Origin of the sequence: Kribbella sp. NBC_01484 (assembly GCF_036227145.1) — a bacterium.
Lineage (GTDB): Bacteria > Actinomycetota > Actinomycetes > Propionibacteriales > Kribbellaceae > Kribbella.
On the sequence record NZ_CP109437.1, the window covers coordinates 3,264,582 to 3,282,746 of the forward strand.

At 67.8% G+C, this 18,165-nt stretch carries 18 protein-coding genes; 9 read left to right on the top strand and 9 right to left on the bottom strand.

What is annotated here, in order from left to right:
* Window positions 1-17: 17 nt before the first annotated feature.
* The 8 genes from OG555_RS16140 (at window position 18) to OG555_RS16170 (ending at window position 6,631) form a co-directional block, all read left to right on the top strand.
* Window positions 18-1,247 (top strand): TadA family conjugal transfer-associated ATPase, encoded by a 1,230-nt coding sequence (locus OG555_RS16140; protein ID WP_329483709.1) that lies wholly within the window; start codon window positions 18-20, stop codon window positions 1,245-1,247.
* On the top strand, window positions 1,244-2,080 hold the full coding sequence (locus OG555_RS16145) for a type II secretion system F family protein (protein ID WP_329483710.1): 837 nt from the start codon (window positions 1,244-1,246) through the stop codon (window positions 2,078-2,080). Before OG555_RS16140 ends, OG555_RS16145 begins: the two co-directional genes overlap by 4 nt.
* 53 nt (window positions 2,081-2,133) lie before the next feature.
* Window positions 2,134-2,850 carry a type II secretion system F family protein gene (locus tag OG555_RS16150; protein ID WP_329483711.1) on the top strand — a complete coding sequence of 239 codons (717 nt, stop codon included), beginning with the start codon at window positions 2,134-2,136 and terminating at the stop codon, window positions 2,848-2,850.
* A 109-nt stretch (window positions 2,851-2,959) separates the two neighbouring features.
* The gene (locus tag OG555_RS16155) at window positions 2,960-3,178 is read left to right on the top strand and encodes a DUF4244 domain-containing protein (RefSeq protein ID WP_329483712.1); all 219 of its coding nucleotides are present in this window, start codon (window positions 2,960-2,962) and stop codon (window positions 3,176-3,178) included.
* A 69-nt stretch (window positions 3,179-3,247) separates the two neighbouring features.
* Window positions 3,248-3,709: a TadE family type IV pilus minor pilin gene (locus tag OG555_RS42845; RefSeq protein WP_442914504.1), complete on the top strand. Its 462-nt coding sequence runs from the start codon at window positions 3,248-3,250 to the stop codon at window positions 3,707-3,709.
* A complete protein-coding gene (locus tag OG555_RS16160) occupies window positions 3,706-4,167 on the top strand; it encodes a pilus assembly protein TadG-related protein (protein ID WP_329483713.1) in 462 nt (153 codons plus the stop codon). Before OG555_RS42845 ends, OG555_RS16160 begins: the two co-directional genes overlap by 4 nt.
* Window positions 4,168-4,263: 96 nt before the next feature.
* On the top strand, window positions 4,264-5,661 hold the full coding sequence (locus tag OG555_RS16165; protein WP_329483714.1) for an MFS transporter: 1,398 nt from the start codon (window positions 4,264-4,266) through the stop codon (window positions 5,659-5,661).
* A 271-nt stretch (window positions 5,662-5,932) separates the two neighbouring features.
* On the top strand, window positions 5,933-6,631 hold the full coding sequence (locus OG555_RS16170) for a response regulator (RefSeq protein WP_442914505.1): 699 nt from the start codon (window positions 5,933-5,935) through the stop codon (window positions 6,629-6,631).
* Between the two features lie 121 nt (window positions 6,632-6,752).
* Here OG555_RS16170 and OG555_RS16175 read toward each other — a convergent pair whose 3' ends face one another.
* From OG555_RS16175 to OG555_RS16215, 9 genes are all read right to left on the bottom strand, one after another.
* On the bottom strand, window positions 6,753-7,157 hold the full coding sequence (locus OG555_RS16175) for a hypothetical protein (protein ID WP_329483715.1): 405 nt from the start codon (window positions 7,155-7,157) through the stop codon (window positions 6,753-6,755).
* Between the two features lie 181 nt (window positions 7,158-7,338).
* On the bottom strand, window positions 7,339-8,586 hold the full coding sequence (locus OG555_RS16180) for a CehA/McbA family metallohydrolase (RefSeq protein WP_329483716.1): 1,248 nt from the start codon (window positions 8,584-8,586) through the stop codon (window positions 7,339-7,341).
* 31 nt (window positions 8,587-8,617) lie between these two features.
* Window positions 8,618-9,745 carry an ABC transporter ATP-binding protein gene (locus OG555_RS16185; RefSeq protein WP_329483717.1) on the bottom strand — a complete coding sequence of 376 codons (1,128 nt, stop codon included), beginning with the start codon at window positions 9,743-9,745 and terminating at the stop codon, window positions 8,618-8,620.
* Window positions 9,745-10,587 (bottom strand): carbohydrate ABC transporter permease, encoded by an 843-nt coding sequence (locus OG555_RS16190; protein WP_329483718.1) that lies wholly within the window; start codon window positions 10,585-10,587, stop codon window positions 9,745-9,747. Before OG555_RS16190 ends, OG555_RS16185 begins: the two co-directional genes overlap by 1 nt.
* Window positions 10,584-11,525, bottom strand: a complete 942-nt coding sequence (locus OG555_RS16195; RefSeq protein ID WP_329483719.1) for a carbohydrate ABC transporter permease — start codon at window positions 11,523-11,525, stop codon at window positions 10,584-10,586. The genes OG555_RS16190 and OG555_RS16195 overlap by 4 nt, the downstream gene beginning before the upstream one ends.
* The gene (locus OG555_RS16200) at window positions 11,525-12,952 is read right to left on the bottom strand and encodes an extracellular solute-binding protein (RefSeq protein ID WP_329483720.1); all 1,428 of its coding nucleotides are present in this window, start codon (window positions 12,950-12,952) and stop codon (window positions 11,525-11,527) included. Before OG555_RS16200 ends, OG555_RS16195 begins: the two co-directional genes overlap by 1 nt.
* Window positions 12,953-13,544: 592 nt before the next feature.
* The gene (locus OG555_RS16205) at window positions 13,545-14,312 is read right to left on the bottom strand and encodes a hypothetical protein (protein ID WP_329483721.1); all 768 of its coding nucleotides are present in this window, start codon (window positions 14,310-14,312) and stop codon (window positions 13,545-13,547) included.
* Between the two features lie 406 nt (window positions 14,313-14,718).
* Window positions 14,719-15,129 (bottom strand): hypothetical protein, encoded by a 411-nt coding sequence (locus OG555_RS16210; protein ID WP_329483722.1) that lies wholly within the window; start codon window positions 15,127-15,129, stop codon window positions 14,719-14,721.
* Window positions 15,130-15,165: 36 nt separating this feature from the next.
* Window positions 15,166-17,475 carry a DEAD/DEAH box helicase gene (locus OG555_RS16215; RefSeq protein WP_329483723.1) on the bottom strand — a complete coding sequence of 770 codons (2,310 nt, stop codon included), beginning with the start codon at window positions 17,473-17,475 and terminating at the stop codon, window positions 15,166-15,168.
* Between the two features lie 189 nt (window positions 17,476-17,664).
* Here OG555_RS16215 and OG555_RS16220 point away from each other — a divergent pair, with 189 nt between their 5' ends.
* Window positions 17,665-17,994: an STAS domain-containing protein gene (locus tag OG555_RS16220; RefSeq protein ID WP_328525414.1), complete on the top strand. Its 330-nt coding sequence runs from the start codon at window positions 17,665-17,667 to the stop codon at window positions 17,992-17,994.
* The last annotated feature ends 171 nt before the right edge of the window (window positions 17,995-18,165 follow it).

The following is an 18,165-nucleotide window of genomic DNA, read 5'->3' on the forward strand; positions in this document are numbered from 1 at the left end:
CTCGGATCGGAAACCGCATGAACGCACACCCCACCCCCAACACGCTCCACGGCAGATCCATCTCGGCTCTCGACGGCGCCTCCGTCTCGCCCGAGCTCCTCGACCGTGTCCGCGGCTCGCTCGCCCTGACCGGCGCCAAACCAACTCCCGCCCACGTAGCAGCCGCCCTCCGCGCCGACGGCACCATCTGCGGCGACGCAATGGTCCTCGCAGTAGTCACCGCCCTCCGCCGCGAGGCCCTCGGCGCCGGCCCCCTCGACACCTTGCTCGCCGAGCCAGGCATCACCGACATCCTCGTCAACGGCCCCGATGAGGTCTACATAGACCGCGGCCACGGCCTGGAACGCGTCTTCGTCCGCACTGGCGACGAACCTGCCATCCGCCGGCTGGCCACCCGCCTGGCCGCCGCCGCAGGCCGCCGGCTGGACGACGCCACGCCATACGTCGACGTCCGACTCTCCGACGGCACCCGCTTCCACGCCGTACTGGCACCGGTAGCCGCCCCCGGCACCTGCCTGTCGCTCCGCGTCCCCTCCCGCCACGTCTTCACCCTCGACAACCTCGTCACCGCCGGCGCCCTCCCACCAGCCGGTACGCCGATACTCCGCGACCTGCTCAATTCCCGCCTGGCGTTCCTCATCAGCGGCGGCACCGGCACCGGCAAGACAACCCTGCTCAACTCCCTCCTCTCCTTGGCAGACCCATCAGAGCGCCTCATCCTCGTCGAGGACGCAAGCGAACTCCGCCCAGACCACCCCCACGTCGTGCGCCTGGAAGCACGCCCTCCCAATATCGAAGGCACCGGCGAGATCTCCCTCCGCGACCTGGTCCGCCAAGCCCTCCGCATGCGCCCAGACCGCCTCGTAGTAGGCGAGGTCCGCGGCCCCGAAGTAGTCGACCTATTGACCGCCCTCAACACCGGCCATGAAGGCGGCTGCGGCACAATCCACGCCAACTCCGCGTCCGACGTACCAGCCCGCCTGGAAGCCCTGGGCGCCCTGGCCGGCCTGACCCGCGAAGCCCTCCACAGCCAACTCGCCTCAGCCCTCCACGCCGTAATCCACCTGGCCCGAACTCCCGACGGCACCCGCCGAATCACCGAAATCCAAACCCTCACCCGTCACCCGACCGGCACCGTCACCACCCATCCCGCCGTCCAATTCCACCCCAACGGCACCATCACCCTCCTCCCTCCAGCCCAGCTCTTCACCAGCCAAGTTCAGCCCGGTCTGAGCGGTGCGGCATGAGCAGCGCCGTGGTTTCAGGGTTACTTGTGTTCCTCGCCAGCGCCCTGATCCTGCCGAAACCAGGCCGCGGCCTACACCGCCTCACCGACCCGCCGCCACGCCGAGACAAACCGGACGTACGCCGAATCAGACCGGACGGCCGCCGACTGACGCGACTACCCTCGCCGAGCCGCCTTTGGCTGGTCGCGTCCATCGCCGCGGCCACCCTCCTCACCCTCGGCGCACAGATCCTGGTCTCGACCATCGCGATCGCCGTGGTCGCCGCCCTGGTCGCCGTACAACGAGCCCAACACCGACGCCGTACAACAGCCGCAGCCCGCCGTACTCAGATCATCGAAGCCCTCGACGTACTAGCAGCCGACCTGACCGCCGGCCGCCCACCGGTCGACGCCTTGGAGGGCGCCGCATCCATCAGCCCCGACTTCCACGTCCCGCACGCAGCAGCCAAACTCGGCGGCGATGTCCCCGGCGCCCTAGAACTCGCAGCCGAATCACCCGGCGCCGCCGGCCTCCGCGCATTGGCCGCAGCCTGGCGCGTAGCCGAAGAATCCGGAGCCGCCTTCGCCGCCCTGACCGAACGCCTCGCCGACTCCCTCCGCGCCGACGAAGCCATCCACCGCCAAACCGAGGCCAGCCTCGCAGGGGCCCGCTCCACCGCCCGCATCCTCGCCGCCCTCCCCGTCTTCGGCATTGCCCTCGGCTACTCCCTAGGCGCCAACCCCCTGACCTTCCTCACTGCCACCCCCACCGGCTGGCTCTGCCTAACCACCGGCCTAACCCTCACCGCCCTAGGCCTCCACTGGACAACCCGCCTCTCCGACACCCCCACCTAACAACTCGCGCGTCCGAGATTCCCCCTCACCCTCACCTGTCTCCGAGGTTCTTCATGCCCGCGACCTTCTCCGCAGCCGCAGCTGTGGCGATCACCACCTACCTGCTGACCCCACCCCATCCCAACCTCCGCCGCCTGACCACGCCGCCGCGTTCCACCCGACCCCGAACACCCCGAGCCCATCGGCTAGCAGCAGTCACCACGGCCATCGGCGCACTCCTGCTCATCGGCCTCCCATGGGGCGCCATACCTGCGGCCCTCGCCTTCTACACAATCCCTCGCGCCCTCTCCCGCCTCGAACCAACCGCCACCAGACAACGCACAGCCCGGATCACCCGCGACCTCCCACTAGCCGTAGACCTCCTCACCGCCTGCCTCCGAGCAGGCCGCCCACCCCAACAAGCCCTCAGCCTCGTCGCAACCGCCGTCCCCGGCCCACTGGCCGACCTCTTCACCAAGGTCGCCCACCACCTCGCCCTAGGCGCAGACCCGGCCGACGCGTGGTCCCACCTACGTTCCGAACCAGCCTGTTCATCCGTCGCCCGAGCAATCGACCGCTCAATCCGCTCAGGCGCACCGCTCTCTAAGACCCTCGAACACCTAGCCGACGACACCCGCCAAACGCACCATCACGCAGCCGATCAACGAGCCCGCGCCGCAGAGTCCCGCTCCGCCCTCCCGCTAGGCCTCTGCTTCCTGCCGGCCTTCGTCCTTCTCTCCATCGTCCCCACCATCGCCGACGCCCTCGTCCCGTACCTGCTCAACCCCTGAAAGTGCGTCATCCACAGCCCCGAAACTCCTTCAAAAAAAGGCCGTCCGGCAACGGCATGTTGTCAGTAAGCGATCCGGACAAGCCGCTTCGCACCCCCGGAGGTATCAGATGTCCAAGGCACTAGTAGCCGTCCGCAACCATCTCCACACCCGCGCCCGCACCCAGCGCGGCGCCGCCACCGCCGAGTACGCCGTCAGCGTCGTAGCCGCCTGCGGCTTCGGCGGCATCCTCGTCGCACTCCTCAAGTCCGACGTGATGCTCAACGCCCTCAAAGCGCTCATCAACTACGCCCTCAAACTGGCCGGCGTAGAAGGCGTCCAGCTCTAACCCGCCCAGCCACCAGGCGGCCGGTCGAGTCCACCCCTCAACCCGACCGGCCGCCCCAAGGAGCCCCAGATGCCCTCCACCAGAGCCCCAGCCCCCGCCACCCCAAATCACCTTGTCCCCACAGCCCAACCCAACCCAACCGACCACAGCGATCCCACCAGGCAACCCAAACCGTCCGAGCGCGGTGCTGTCACCGCTGAGCTCGCGATCACACTCCCAGTCCTGCTTTCCCTTCTCCTCTTAGGCATCTGGTCGATCGGCCTCGTCATCCTCAACATCCAATGCATCGACGCCGCCCGAGACGTAGCCCGCGCAGTAGCCCGAGGCGAACCTCCCGACCAAGCCAAGGCCATCGGCCACCGCACCATCCCCACCGGCAGCATCACCATCTCGCGCGAAGGTCCCGACATCCACGTAACAGTCACAGCCGTCCCAACCCACAACCCCCCACTCCTCTCAGCCCTAGCCCCCGCCCACCTCACCGCACACGCCACCCTCGAGTCCGAACCCAGCCAGGAAGAATCCCCATGACCCGCAACGAGAAAGGCAGCGCCACCCTCCACTCCCTCTTCGCCGCCGTACTGCTCCTAACAGCCCTAGCCGCCGCCATCCTCTGGTCCACAATCTCCACAGCCCGCCACAAGCTGGCGACCGCAGCAGACCTAACAGCCTTGAGCGCCGCCCAATCCCTAGCCAATCCAGCCGCCACTGACGCGAGTACGACGGCCTCAGGCGCAACCACCTTCGACATCACCGGAGCGCGCACGGCGTCAGACCTCCCCGGCCCAGACCTGAGCACCTCCAGCTCCTCCGCGCTGGACCGCACGATTCCCTGCGCCATCGCGGCTCGAATAGCAGCGCTCCAGAAGGTCGATCTGGTCGCCTGCCACCCCACGCCCACCTCAGTAACCATCCAGGTAGCCCTCGACCTGCGCCTGCCCTTCACCCACCCGACACTCACCACCACTGCGCGAGCCGGCCCCCTCTGACCTGCCGCCATCGGCGCAGGACGCCCGATCTTTGACGCAACCAATCAGTTGCTATAAAGTAGCAACCAATCAGTTGCTAAATAGTCGGAGGTTGTGATGGCTGGCGGGGTTGGGGTGCGGTTCAGCACTCGGGAACAGCTGGTTTTGCTGGTCCTGCTGGGTGCCGGGTTCATGTTGTCGGTCGACTTCTCGATCCTGAATGTGGCGCTGCCCGAGGCTGGGGCGGGCGTCGGACTGGGGCCTGAGGGGTTGCCGTGGATCTCGTCGGCGTTCGCGTTGCCGGCGGCCGGCTTCACGCTCCTGTTCGGCCGGCTGGGCGATCTGTACGGTCGGCGGAGGTTCTTCCTGGCCGGCATGGTTCTGCTGGCTGGAGCGTCGTTGCTCGGCGGTTTCGCAGGCAGTGCCGAGATCCTTCTGACCGCGAGGGCGTTGCAGGGGCTCGCTACTGCGATGGCGCTACCCGCCGCGCTGTCGCTGCTGACGACGACATTTGCGGAGGGTGCGCGGCGTGAGCGGGTCCTCGGACTGAGAGGTGCCCTGGGGTCGGCCGGGTTCGCCGTGGGTGCGTTGGTGGGCGGAACCCTTGTCAGCCTGTTTGGCTGGCGGGCGGCGTTCTTCATCAACGTTCCGGCTGCGGTGGCCGTGCTGGTGCTCGGCCCGTTCGTGGTCAAGGAGAGCTCGGTGGCAGTTCGGGCAAGGCTGGATGTGGCTGGAGCAGTGACCGTAACTGGCGGGCTGATGGCCGTGGTCTATGCGGTGATCGAGGGGAGCGTTCGATCTGCGGTTGTCGGCGTACTGCTGCTGGCTGCGTTCGCCGCGATCGAGCTGCGAACGTCGGCGCCGCTCGTGCCACTGCGCATCCTCAAGCGGCCATCGGTGACGTGGGGCAACGTGGCCGGGTTGGTGACGTGTTCCATGGTGACCGGGATGATCTTCCTGACGACGCTGTACCTGCAGCAGACGCTGAAGCTCTCACCGTTGACGACCGGCATCGTGTTCGGGGTGCCAGGCGTGGCGTCTGTGGCCGCCGGAGTCCTGGCCGGGCGAATCATCGGACGCTTCGGGGGCCGGCGGGTCGTGGCCGTGAGCATGGCGCTCCAGGGGATCGCGACGCTGCCGCTGGCGTTCCTGGGAGCTCATCGGATCGCGCTGGTGATCCTGGTCCCCGCGCTGTTCATCGGCTTCTTCGGTCACGTCGCCGCGATGGTCGCCTACTCGGTGATCGGCACGTCGGGGGTCGCGGACAGCGAGCAGGGTCTGGCGACCGGCCTGACCTCAATGACTCAAGAGGTGGCCTGCACCGTCGGCACACCAGTCCTCAGCGCGATCGCCGCCACCCAGGCCACCCAACTGACCGGAATGCACCTCGCCCTCTCTGTAGCCGCAACCCTGCTCCTCGCTACCGCCCTACTCGTCTACCTCAACCTCCGCCCCCGCCTACCGCACCCCGTCCCTACCCACCACGCCACCCAAACCACCCCGGCCATCCCATAACCCTCCGTCCGCACTCCTCTGCTGGTGGCCTCCTGCATCTGCGCCCCTCCCGTCGGTGGGCTCCTCCGTCCGCGCCTGCGGCTATCGTCGGCTTGCAGAGTTGATGGGGTAGCGGGTCCGTTCGGGTTGGCTGCGCTTTGGTGCTTGGGAGACTGCGTGGTCGGAGGTTGTGGGGATGTGGTGGGTTGGGGTGGTTCTGGTGGGGTCGCGATCTGGTCGCAATCTGGTAGAGATGCCGCGTTGATGTGGACGGGGCGTGGGACCGGGCTTCATGATCTGGAACCGAGTCCCTGCTCATTCCTCCCGGACGTACTTCCCCGGCGCCCGGACGGTTACCTCGGAGGTCCGTTTGCCCGACCGGATCCGGCTGCTGCTGGTCGATGACCAGATCCTCAGCCGCGGCTTGCTGCGCAGCGGTTTGGAGCGTGAGCGCGATCTGGAGATCGTTGCCGAGCTCAACCGAAGCGACGACGTGGTGAGTGCCGCGAAACGGCATCGGGCGAACGTCGCGCTGCTCGACGCCGCCGGCCCGGGGAACGACAGCATCACCGTGACCACCAGGTTGCGTACTTCGATGCCGGAATGCCGGGTCGTCATGCTGACGACGTACGGGCGCCCGGTGCACCTGCGACGTGGTCTCGATGCCGGGGCGAAGGGTTTCGCACTGAAGGGAAGTCCGGCTCCGCAGTTGGCAGATGCGGTACGACGGGTGCACCTCGGCCTGCGCGTGGTCGACGCAAACCTGGCGGCCGAGACACTCAGGTACTCCGAGACCCCGCTCAACGAAGACGAGACCGACACGCTCCGGGCAGCCCGCGATGGGGGCTCGGTCGCCTTGATGGCACGAAAGCTCGACGTCTCCGAGCGCGTAGTGCGTACCCGACTCTGGTCGGCCATCGGAAAGACCGGCGCCCGCACCCGCTCCGACGCCATCCAAATAGCCGAACACAACGGCTGGCTCCTCGACTGATCCACCCGCGCACGGTTGATCCGAGCGGTTGGCGGGGGGTGGCTACAGGCAGAAGGGGTGGCCGGCGGGGTCGGCGAAGACGACGTTCTGGAATGCGATGGTCACGGCTTCACGACCTGTGTTAGTCGAGTTGGTCTAGGAGCCAGCGGGTGCCTACTGGGGTGGCGCCGGTGGGTTCTATACGTTGGCGGAGGCCTCGGTCGGCCGTTACTACGGTGACTTCCGGGGTGTTTGGTTGGGCGGCGGACTCGGCGGTGATGGCCGCGATGGTGTCGTCGCCGGAGCCGGGGGCGAGGACGACACTCAGTTCGCCGGTGTCGGGGGCGTCGGGGCCGGAGACCGCGGCTCGGGCGGCGCCTTCGAGGATCACGATGATGTCGGTGTCGTCGAGGTGTTGCTGGAGTACGGCGAGTTTCGTCAGGAGGCGACGGGCTGCGCCAGGGCGGTCGCGCCACCAGCCGTCGGGGCGGGAGCCGATCACGTTCGCGGCGTCGACGACGATCACCTGACGGTGTGCGGTTGTCATCAGCTCAGTCTGCCCCTCCGCCGTCTCAAACGGTCACAGGCGAAGGTCGGACCTTGGGCAGGCTCGGGTGGAGGCACGGCCTCGGACACGTCAGGCGGAGGCGGGCAGCCGCAGATGGGGCGGGAGACCGCGGGGTCGCGAGGTGTAGGCGGGGGAGGCCGGCGGCGCAGGTGGGGTGGGGTTAGGCGCAGGTGGAGAGGAATTGGCCGGTGTGGGTTACGAGGAGGTGGGGGCCCGGGGTGGCTGGGATGGATTGGCGGGAGGTGTGGATGGGGTGGCGGGTGCCGTTGGGGGAGATGACGAGGGTGTTGGGGGCGTCCAGGGCGACCAGTTCGTTGTCGGTGCGGACTAGGACTGGGGCCGTGTAGGACCAGGAGAGGGCTGTGCGGCCGGCGGCTAGGCCCGCTAGGACCGCGAGCGGCAGTTCGTCGGGGCCTTCGGCTGCGGCGTCTACGGCTATCCAGGTGGTCGGGGTGCCGGGTGGGGTGAGTGAGGTTGGGTTGTGCCAGTCGCTACCGCCGATTGGCGTTGTGCTCTCCAGGCCCCATGCCTGCCACCAGGCGATGGGACCGCCCCAGGTGTGGTCCAGCCAGGACGAGTGCCAGATTTCGGCGAGTGGTGGGTGTTCCGGGAGTGGGTGGCGCCAAGAGCAGTCGCCGCCCAGTGGGTGGTTGATCGAGAGCAGGCCGCCACGGCGCGCGACCTCGGAGACCCAGGTGGCGGCGGGCTGACGGAAGTCGATGACGCCGATGTCGCCGAAGGCGTTCGCGTGGCCGGTGTCGGTTGTCACCTCTTGGCCGGGGATCAGGCCGATTCCGAAGAGTTTGCTGAGCGACGGCAGTTCGAGGTGATGCGCGACGGTGTTGTGATCGGTGACCGCCAGCACGTCCAGGCCGGCGGTGACGCCGAGGGCGGCGAGGTTCGCGATCGGGGTCGAGCCGTCAGAGTGGAGAGAGTGTGCGTGGAAGTCGCCCGCGACCCACTTCAGCCCTGGCGCTGCGGGCAGCGACCGTCGTGGCGGTCTTGCGGGTACGGCGATCGCCGCGTCGGCGTCGGCGTACTCCGCTAGGCCCGGCACGGTGTCGACGGGGCCGGTCACGGCTTCGACGATGAGTTCGACGCCTTCGACTGGGATGCGATGGAGGCCGAGGACGACCCACCAGGTGCCGGGCTCGAGTTCCCCGGGGACGTAGCCGGGCGTCGCCGCGGACGGTGTGATGGCGAACGTCTGGCGCGCGCCGCCGGACCAACCACGCCAACCGGCCGCACCTTCGCACCCGATGTCGATGACCGCGCCTTCGATCGGCGGGACGGTGAGCGTGACGAGTAGGCCCGGGCAACCGGCCGGGATGTCGACGGGCAACGAGTGATAGACCGACTCGGCGCGGTCGTCGAGGGTCCAGACGCGGCGGTACGACGTGACAGCCATCAGTCGACGGTAACCGTCGGGAGGTTGTCGGTCATGAGGGCACGGGGGCTGGTTGGCGGGCTAGGAGGTCGCCGGACTCCTTGTCGTACAGGAGGACTCGGGAGGCCGGGGCGGTGAGGACGACGGTTGCGCCGGGGGACGGCTCGTCTTCTTCCGGGACGGTCACGCCGACCAGGGTGCCGTCGCAGTCGACGCTGACCAGGGACTGGGTGCCCAGGTTCTCGGCCACGACGACTGTGCCGCGCAGGACCGGGCCGGTGACGTCGCCCGTCGCGATGGTGAGGTACTCGGGGCGGATGCCCACGGTCACCTCCGCGCCGGCGGGGGCCGAGAAGGCTGTCGCGGGCAACGATCCGCCGGCGACCGTGACCGAGCCCTCGGCGGCGGACGAGCCGTTGGTGCCCGAGGAACCCGCGGCGACCTTGCCGGGGAGAAGGTTCATCGGGGTGGAGCCGATGAAGTTGGCGACGAAGGTGTTGGCCGGACGGGCGAAGACCTCGCGCGGCGAACCGAGTTGCCGCAGCTTGCCGGACTCCATCACCGCGATCCGGTCGGCCAGCGCGAGCGCCTCGGCCTGGTCGTGGGTGACGAAGACGGTGGTGATGCCCAGATCGCGCTGCAGCTTCTTGAGGAAGGTGCGCGCCTCCAGCCGCAGCCGAGCGTCGAGGTTCGACAGCGGCTCATCCAAGAGCAGCACCTTGCCTTGGGAGGCGATGGCGCGGGCCAATGCGACCCGCTGCTGCTGTCCGCCCGACAACTGGCCTGGCTTGCGCTCCAGCAGTCCTTGCAGCGACAGCGCACCAGCGGTCCGCTCCGCTGTCGCCGTACGAGTAGCGACGGCGACCCGTCGTACCTTCAGGGGGTAGGTGATGTTCTCCGCCACATTCATGTGCGGGAAGAGCGCGTAGTCCTGGAAGACCATCGCCACGCCGCGCTTGCCTGGCTCGGTCCGGGTCACGTCGGCCGAGTCGATCCGGACCGTGCCCTCGGTCGCAGCCTCCAGTCCGGCGATCGTCCGCAGCAGCGTGGTCTTGCCGCAGCCGGACGGGCCGAGCAGCGCGAAGAACTCGCCGTGGGCCACGTGCAGGTCCAGCCCGTCGACGGCGCGCACGCCGTTCGGGTAGACGGTCGCCAGGCCTTCGATGTCGATGCCCGCCATCAGCTCTTGATCCCTCCATGGAAGCGGAACCCATACCGCGAGTTCACCAGCAGGTACAGCACGACGACCGGGATCGAGAACAGCAGCGAGAAGACCGGCAGCACCTGCAGGTTCACGCTGCCGCCCTCGTCGGTGAGGGTCTGCATCAGCACCGCACCGGGCTGCTTGTCGATCGACCGGATGAGCAGGAAGGGCACCAGGAAGTTGCCCCAGGAGTTCACGAACGCCCAGACCATGATGGTGGCCAGGCCGGGTCGCGCCACCGGCAGTACGACGTCCCGCAGGATCTGTCCCGTGGACGCGCCGAACACGCGGGCCGACTCCTCGTAGGACTTCGGCACCGCGTCGACGAAGTCCTTCAGGATGAAGATTGCCGCCGGCAACAGCCCGCCGGTCATCACCAGCGCGACGCCGAACCGGGAGTCGATCAGCCCGAGCTGGAACATCATCACGAAGATCGGCACCATCGCGGCGGTCCCGGTGACGACCGAGGACAGCAGCAACAGCCCGTACAGCAACGCGTCCCGGCCGGGGAGACGGACGCGCGACAACGCATAGCTGGCCAGCGCGGCGAAGGCGGTCACCGCCACCGCCGTCGTCACGCAGATCAGCAGCGAGTTGACCATCGAGTGCATCGCGTACGGATGGTCGAGCGTCTTGCGGACGTTTTCCAGCGTCCAGTCCGGCCAGCGCACGCCGAGACCGGGGTTCTTGTCGAACGGCGCCGACGCGATCCACAGCATGGGTACGGCGAAGAACAGCGTGATCGCGCAGATCAGCACGTAGAAGCCGATCCGCCGTACGACGAACGCCGGCGTGAGCGCCGCGGCACGCGTACTCACGAGCGCCTCCTCAACAGTCGGAGGTAGATGAGCGAGACCAGCAGGTTCGCGATCAGCAGCAGGAACGAGATGGCCGAGGAGTACCCGAGCTCGCCGCCCTGCAGGGCCACGTTGTAGATGTAGACCGGCACCGTCTCGGACTCGTGGTTCGGCCCGCCCTTGGTGAGCAGGAACGGCGAGAAGTCGTTCGCCGTCCACAGCGAGATCAGCAGCGTGTTCGTCAGCACGTGCCCGCGGATGTGCGGGAACACCACGTCCCGCAGCGTCTGCCAGCCGGATGCACCGACCATCCGCGCCGACTCCAGTTGCGACGGCGGGACCGCCTGCAGCGCGGAGGAGTAGAGCATCATCGAGAACGCCGTGCCGCGCCAGGTGTTGAAGAACACCAGGCACGCCATCGGGTAGTCGATCAGCCATGCGGTCCCCGGCGTACCGAGGACGCTGTTGAGCGTGCCGCCGTCGCGGTCGAAGAACGCGACCCACAGGTACGCGACCACCGTCGACGGCAGGATCCAGGCCAGCAGCACGAAGGCCTCGACGGTACGGCGAACGGCCGGCCGGGTACGGCGCATCACCCAGGCCAGCGTGAAGCCGAGGATGTTCTGCCCGATGATCGCGGAGCCGAGGACGAACAACATCGTCAGCCACAAGGCGTTGTGGAAGAGCGCGTCGTTGAGCGCCTTGGTGTAGTTGGACAGCCCGACCATCGACGGCGACACGGCCTCGACACCGGTCAGCCGGTAGTTGGTGAGCCCGATGTAGATGGTCCAGACCGCCGGGAAGACCAGGAACGCGCCGACCAGCAGCAGGGCCGGAGCGACGAAGCCGAAGGCCCGGCCGACGCCGAGCCCCGCCACATCACGAGCGGGGCCCCGGCGGGCTGCCGGACCGCGTTCCCGGACCGGATCGCCCGGCACGGGTGCGGAAGCGGAAGTCATCAGTTGCTGGTGACCTTGTCCTTGCTGCCGGCCGCGGTCTCGACGGCCTTCTGGTACGCCGTCGCCGCCGCGTCGGTCGTCTTGCCGCCGACCACGTCAGCGGTCGACTGCTGCAGCGCGGCCGAGATCTTCGGGTACTCCGCCAGTCCGGGCCGGAACTGCGTGATCGGCAGGACCTTGGTGGCGACGAAGTTCAGCATCGGGTCGCCGGCGAGCACCTCGCTGTTGACGTCGTTGCGCTGGGTGATCTTCGCGGCGCCGTCCAGCGAGGCCTTCACCATGTCCGCGGAGTTCATGAACTGCAGGAGCTCCCAGGCCTGCTGCGGGAACTTGGTGTTCGGGTTGATCACGGTCGCGCCGCCGCCGGACATCGAGACGAAGTCCTGGCCCTTGACGCCGCCGCCCGGCTTGCTGGCCGGGATCAGCGCGTAGCCGACAGCAGTGTCGCGGTCGGCCATCTTGGCGACGCCCGCCTTCGGCTCCACGACGCTGCGCCAGAAGTAGTCGCTCTCCAGCAGGATGCCGACCTTGTTCGCCGCGAACTCGGCGAACGACTTGTCCCGGCCCTTGGCCTCGCGCTGGAGCACGGGGTCACCGAGACCGGTGCTGTAGATCTGGTGGTAGAAGTCCAGCACCTGGCGCAGCTGCGGGGTGTCGCCCAGCCACTTGCCGTCGGTGTTCACGGTGGCGCCGGTGCCGACCAGGAGCGGCAGAACGCCCTGCATCGTGGTCGCCTCGCCCATCGCCGTCCCGGCGTTGATCTGGATCGGGGTGACGCCGGTCAGCTTCTTCAGTGCCTGGCCGGCGGTGATGATGTCGTCCCAAGACTTCGGCTGCCAGTCGGCGGGGAGGCCGGCCTGCTGGAACAGCTTCTTGTTGAAGAACAGCACCCGGCCGTCGGTGCCACCGGGAACGCCGTACCGCTTGCCCTCGAAGCTGCCGAGCTGCTGCACCGCCTCCGGGATCTGCTTCCAGCCGTCCCAGTCGTCGACCTTGGCCGTGTCGCCGACGGTGTCGGTGAGCGGCTTGATGTACCCGGCCTGAGCGAACTCGCCGACCCAGATGCCGTCGATCTGGAACAGGTCCGGACCGGACTTGTTCGACAGGTCGAGCGACAGCTTCTGCTTGTAGACCTCGTCGTCGGAGCCGTCACCCTGGAACTTGACCGTGACGTCGACGCCCTTGCCCTTCTGATCGGCGACGAACTTCGGGATCAGCACGTCCTCGAGGAAGGTGGCGCCGGCGCTGCTCTTGCCGCCCTTGACCGAGTTCGAGCCGATCGTCAGCTCGACCTTCTTGGCCTCGGAGTTCCGGTTCGCGTCCTGATCGCCGCTGCCGGCGTCGGACGAGCCGAGGCAGCCGGTGAGCAGGGCAAGGGCCGCGGCGCCGAGGACGCCTGCGGTGGTCAACCGCGTGAGTGATCGCATCTGGGGGGCTCCTAGCGAAAAGTGGTCCAGCAAGAGTGCCGGTCAAAGATTGGCACTCCTTGGCGATTATGTGAAGACTTTTTCCCAACCCTGGGGCGAACGTTTGCCAGGGGCTGTAGGCAACCAAGCGCGAACTGTCAACCTGGAAGTCCGCGGCACGCGTTGCGGAAGAGTTAAAGGATGCTCAAGGTTGTGTGGCAACAGGTAGTTGAGTAGATACAGAAAGTGAGCAGTGGCGGTACGGTCTTGCCGATCGGTTCAGTGGATCGGAGGTGAACGACATGGGGCTGCTTCACGGAGTTGCCTGCCTTCTCGACGATGTGCTCAGGCATTGCCACCACTGGTGCTGGTGGTGACCCGCCTGGCCGGCTGGTGACGGCCGCGACCGGGCTGGTGGGCCGGTGACGATCCCGCCGAGCTCCCGCTGACGCGCAAGCAGCGGGGATCCCGGAATCACCCCGAGCACCGCTCCACCCCCGACGAGATCACCAGGACAACTGAACGCAGCGTCGATCGCGAAGGAGTGAGAAACAGCCGGCCCCGACATCGTCGGGGCCGGCTGTCCTCCGTCTGGCTGAGGATCCACTGCGGATCAGCGTTGCGCCAGCTGCATCATCTGCTTCGGCAGCACCGTCAGCTGTGCCGGAATCGGGAGCTGCGGACGAACCAGTTGGAGCAGGCTGGCAGCCGCGTTCGCGATCGGCAGCGGCAGGGCCAGACCCAGCGAGGCCAGTAGTGCGTTCACGAGTGCCAGGACCGCGCCCAGGATGTCCAGGCCCGGCAGCGGCAGTGCGCTCCAGCCCTGGATCGGTGTGCCGGCCGTGGACATGCTGCCGGTCGGTTGTGCCTGCTTGGCCTTCCCCTTGCCAAGCAGAGACGTCAGGGCGAGACCACTGGCCGCGTTCACGAACGTGCCGGCGTCCTCGTCGTAGGTCCACTTCTGGCCGTCGCCGCTACGGCAGGGCAGGACCAGCAGTGGAGCGGAGGCCGGAACCTTCGCCAGGTCTGCACCGCTGTCCAGGCAGGCCCCGGTCTTGGCAAGGGCGCCACCGACGCTCTTGCTCATGGCGACCTGCAGCCGGCCGGACTCGGTGTAGATCCACTCCTGGGTCTTGCCCTCCTTGCCCGGGGCACACGCCATCATGACCGCCATCGGGACCTTGGCAGCCGCGACGAAGGTGAGGCAGTACCGCGTGTCGGCGCGGGTGGCGATCTGTTGCGCCACGCCCACCTCGACGCCCGGAGCGGTCGAGCCGCCGGAGACCGGGTTCGCGGCCTGCGCCGGTACGGCGGTGGCCAGGGCCACGCTGACCGCGAGCACTGCCACACCGGTGCGGCTCAATACCTTACGGATGATCAAGACAACCTCCAGAGGTCGTGCCATCTCAGCTCGCGTCAGGTCGTCGGGACCCCGCGGCGTGAGCCGGTCCGGGTTCCGGGAACCGCGACGGACACCCCTTGCGCGTAGGGCGAACTGCGGGTCGATCCTCCGTGAGGAGGTGGTGTGGCCCGGAAGGCCGATCGTGACTCAACGCGACGTTGACGCCACAACCAGTAAGGCACAGCTGGGTCGGCGGTGGTTATGGCGCGACCACGGAACTTGATGCCAATGGCAACTAACTGCCAGGGCAAGGTCGTTGCGCAAGGCATCGAAACCCCGCTGCAGGTCCGCCGTGCGGAGGCTGTGCGGTGATCGAGATATTACAGCAATCCGGCGATGAGGGGGATCGCCGCCGCGTTAGTTGATGCCTTCGGCAACAGAGTTCTCAGTGCGGCTGTTTGGTGTCGCCCGGGTCCGGAGCGAGCTCCTGCTCGGTCGCGAGACGTTCGTCGGCCGGCGCCTCGCGGGCGGTCTCGAGAGCTGCCGGCTGGTCGGCGCCGGCGTCACCTTCCGTGATCTCGCCGCCGACGGTGTCGCTCGGTGTAGTGGCGGCCTGGGCGCGGAGTTCGCGCATCTCCTTGTGGCGGCGGTAGCCGCGACCGAGTCCCTTCTTCGTCAGCCACAGGCCGGCCATCAGCGCCAGCCCGGCCGCCACGCCGAGGAAGAACACAGTCGGTACGGCGACGCCGAAGTCGACCCCGAACACTTCCAGCGTGGTCGAGGCGGTGGACGACACCGAGACTCCGAGCCCGAACAACACGGCAAGCGTGATCAGAACTATCCCGAGAACAACCATGGCAAGCTGCCTCTCCGCCCGGGGCTGCCGGACTCTTCAGGCCTCACTGCTCAGTAGTGCGGTGAGCAGCGCGACCGCGCCGCTCTTGTCGAGTGGGTTGTTCTGGTTCCCACACTTGGGCGACTGTACGCACGACGGACATCCGTCCATGCACTCACAGTGTGCAATCGCCTCGCGTGTCGCGGTCAACCACTCGCGCGCCGCGGCGTACCCGTGTTCGGCGAATCCGGCTCCGCCCGGGTGGCCGTCGTACACGAAGACGGTGAGGCTCCCGGTGTCGGCGTGCCGGGCGGTGGAGACGCCACCGATGTCCCAGCGGTCGCAGGTGGCGAACAGCGGGAGCAGGCCGATCGACGCGTGCTCGGCCGCGTGCGCCGCTCCGGGTACGTCGGACAGCCCGAGACTCTCGACAACTGCGTCGGGCACGGTCCACCAGACCGCCTTGGTCCGCAGGGTCCGCTCCGGCAGGTCGAGGGGCTGCTCGTCGAGTACGTCGCCAGTCGCGATCAGCTTGCGTTGGTACGAGATCACTTGGCTTGTCACCTGGACCCAGCCGCGCGACAACTCCGCCGTGCCCCAGGTGCAGGTCGCTTCGGTTGCCAGGATGCTGATCTCGGTGACGTCCCGGGCGAAGGTGGTGTAGTCGGGCGACGCCGGCTCGACGACGGCTGCGTGCTCCTCGAGGTCCAGAGTCCTGACCAGATACGACTCACCTGCGTGTACGTAGACAGCGCCCTCGTGGACCGAGGCATGCGCGGAGCCGCCGTCGACAGTGCCGAGCAGCCGACCGGTCCGGTCCTCGACGATCTGCACTGTCTTGCCACCGGCCGATCGGATGTCGATAGCATCCACGGCCCGCTCCCGGCGCGTCCAGAACCAGCCGTGCGGTCGTTCGCGGAGCAAGCCCTGCCGGACGAGCTGCGCGATCACGGATGGCGTCGTACTGCCGAAGATCCCGTAGTCATCGGAGGTGAGTGGCAGCTCTTGCGCGGCGGCGCACAGCTGCGGACCGAGGACATACGGGTTCTCCGGGTTGAAAACCGTTGCCTCGACCGGGCGTCCGAAGATGGCAGCCGGATGACGGACCAGATAGGTGTCCAGCGGGTCGTCGCGGGCCACCAGCAAGGCCAGGGCGTCCCCACCGGCTCGGCCGGCGCGCCCTGCCTGCTGCCATAACGACGCGCGGGTGCCAGGCCAACCTGACAGCAGGACGGCGTCCAGTCCGGCGATGTCGATGCCCAACTCCAGAGCGTTGGTTGCCGCGACCCCAGTGAGCTCACCACTCTGCAGCATGCTCTCGAGTCGCCGACGCTCCTCGGGCAGATAGCCCGCCCGGTACGCCGACACCTGCTCTGACAACGCAGGATCCACCTCGACCAGGTTCTCCCGGGCTGTCATCGCGACTGTCTCCGCGCCACGACGAGAGCGCACGAACGCCACAGTCCGCACGCCCGACACGACCAGATCGGTCAGTAGGTCGGCCACCTCCGCCGTGGCAGAACGCCGTACCGGAGCGCCGTTCTCACCGCGCAGTGAGGTCAGAGGTGGTTCCCACAGGCCGAAAGAGATGCCGCCGCGGGGAGAGCCGTCCTCCACCACCTCGACCATCGGCAGACCGGTCAGTCGCTCGCCGGACACCGCCGGCTCGGCCACCGTCGCCGAAGCGCAGACGAAGATCGGATGGGCGCCGTACTGCGCGCAGACTCGGCGCAGTCGGCGCAGTACGCCGGCGACATGTGCACCGAAGACGCCGCGATAGTGGTGACACTCGTCGACCACGACGTACTGCAGGCAACCCAGGAAGCGCGCCCAGCGCTGATGGTTCGGCAGGACCGAGCGGTGCAACATGTCCGGGTTGCTGAGCACGTACGTCGCGTGGTCGCGGGCCCAGTCGCGTTCGGTGCGCTCCGAGTCGCCGTCCAGCGTCGTGGCGCGCAGACCGGGCACTGTGTACGACGAGACCGCGCGGAGCTGGTCGTGCGCCAGAGCTTTGGTCGGGGACAGGTACAGGACCGAGGCCGTCCGCCGATGTGGTGACGCGGCCTGCGCGATGCTCAACGTCGCGAACGAAGGCAGCAGGTAGCCGAGGGACTTTCCCGACGCCGTGCCGGTTGCGACCACGACGTGCCGACCGGAGTACGCCGCTTCCGCAGTGGCGACCTGATGCGTCCAGGGTGCGGTGATCCCGGCGTCGGCGAGCTGGCTGAGCACGTCGTCCGGAACCCAGCGCGGCCAGGCACACGTCTGCCCCACCCGGGGTGGCACGGACTCGACATGGGTGAGCCGATCGTCGCGGCCGTTCGCCAAACGCTTGAGTACGGCCGCCGCCTCACCACCCGCACGCATACCGTGAGCCTAGTCCCGGCCACGGACAGCAGCAGCCGGCGTGCACGAGCTGGTGCACACTACAGATGCACGCGGCTTTTTCGGGGTGGAGATCGACTTCGGTCTGACGAGATGAAAGAGTTTTCGGCAACGGCCCTTCTCACGGTCCGTACATGGTTGAATGCAGCAGTTCACGGATCGGAGGCTGAAGTGAGTCTGTCGCTGACCGCGCGCGCCGAGGGCGGGCGGACCGTCATCGAGGCGACGGGTGAGATCGATGTCGAGACCGCGCCGCAGCTCGGCGACAAGATCGCCGCGCTGGTCGACGAGGGTTCCTACGACCTCGTGCTCGACCTGGAACGCGTGGAGTTCTTGGACTCCACCGGTCTCGGTGCGCTCATCGGCGGACTCAAACGGGTGCGTAACCACGACGGCTCGCTGTCCCTCGTCTGCACCCGTGAACGGCTGCTGAAGTTGTTCCGGATCACCGGCCTGAACAAGGTCTTCGACATCCACCCGGACATCGATTCGGCGATCTGACCACAGCGAAAAGGTATCCACCCCACCACGAGGAGTCATCTAGTGCCCCGACACCCGGGTATGGCGTAGACCACCCTGTCGTCAGGTCTGGTCGGATACCCGTTAGAGTGACCCACCGCGCCAGTTCCTGGCGCTGTGTCGTATTTCCCCAACCCTTCGGTTGCGGCAGAT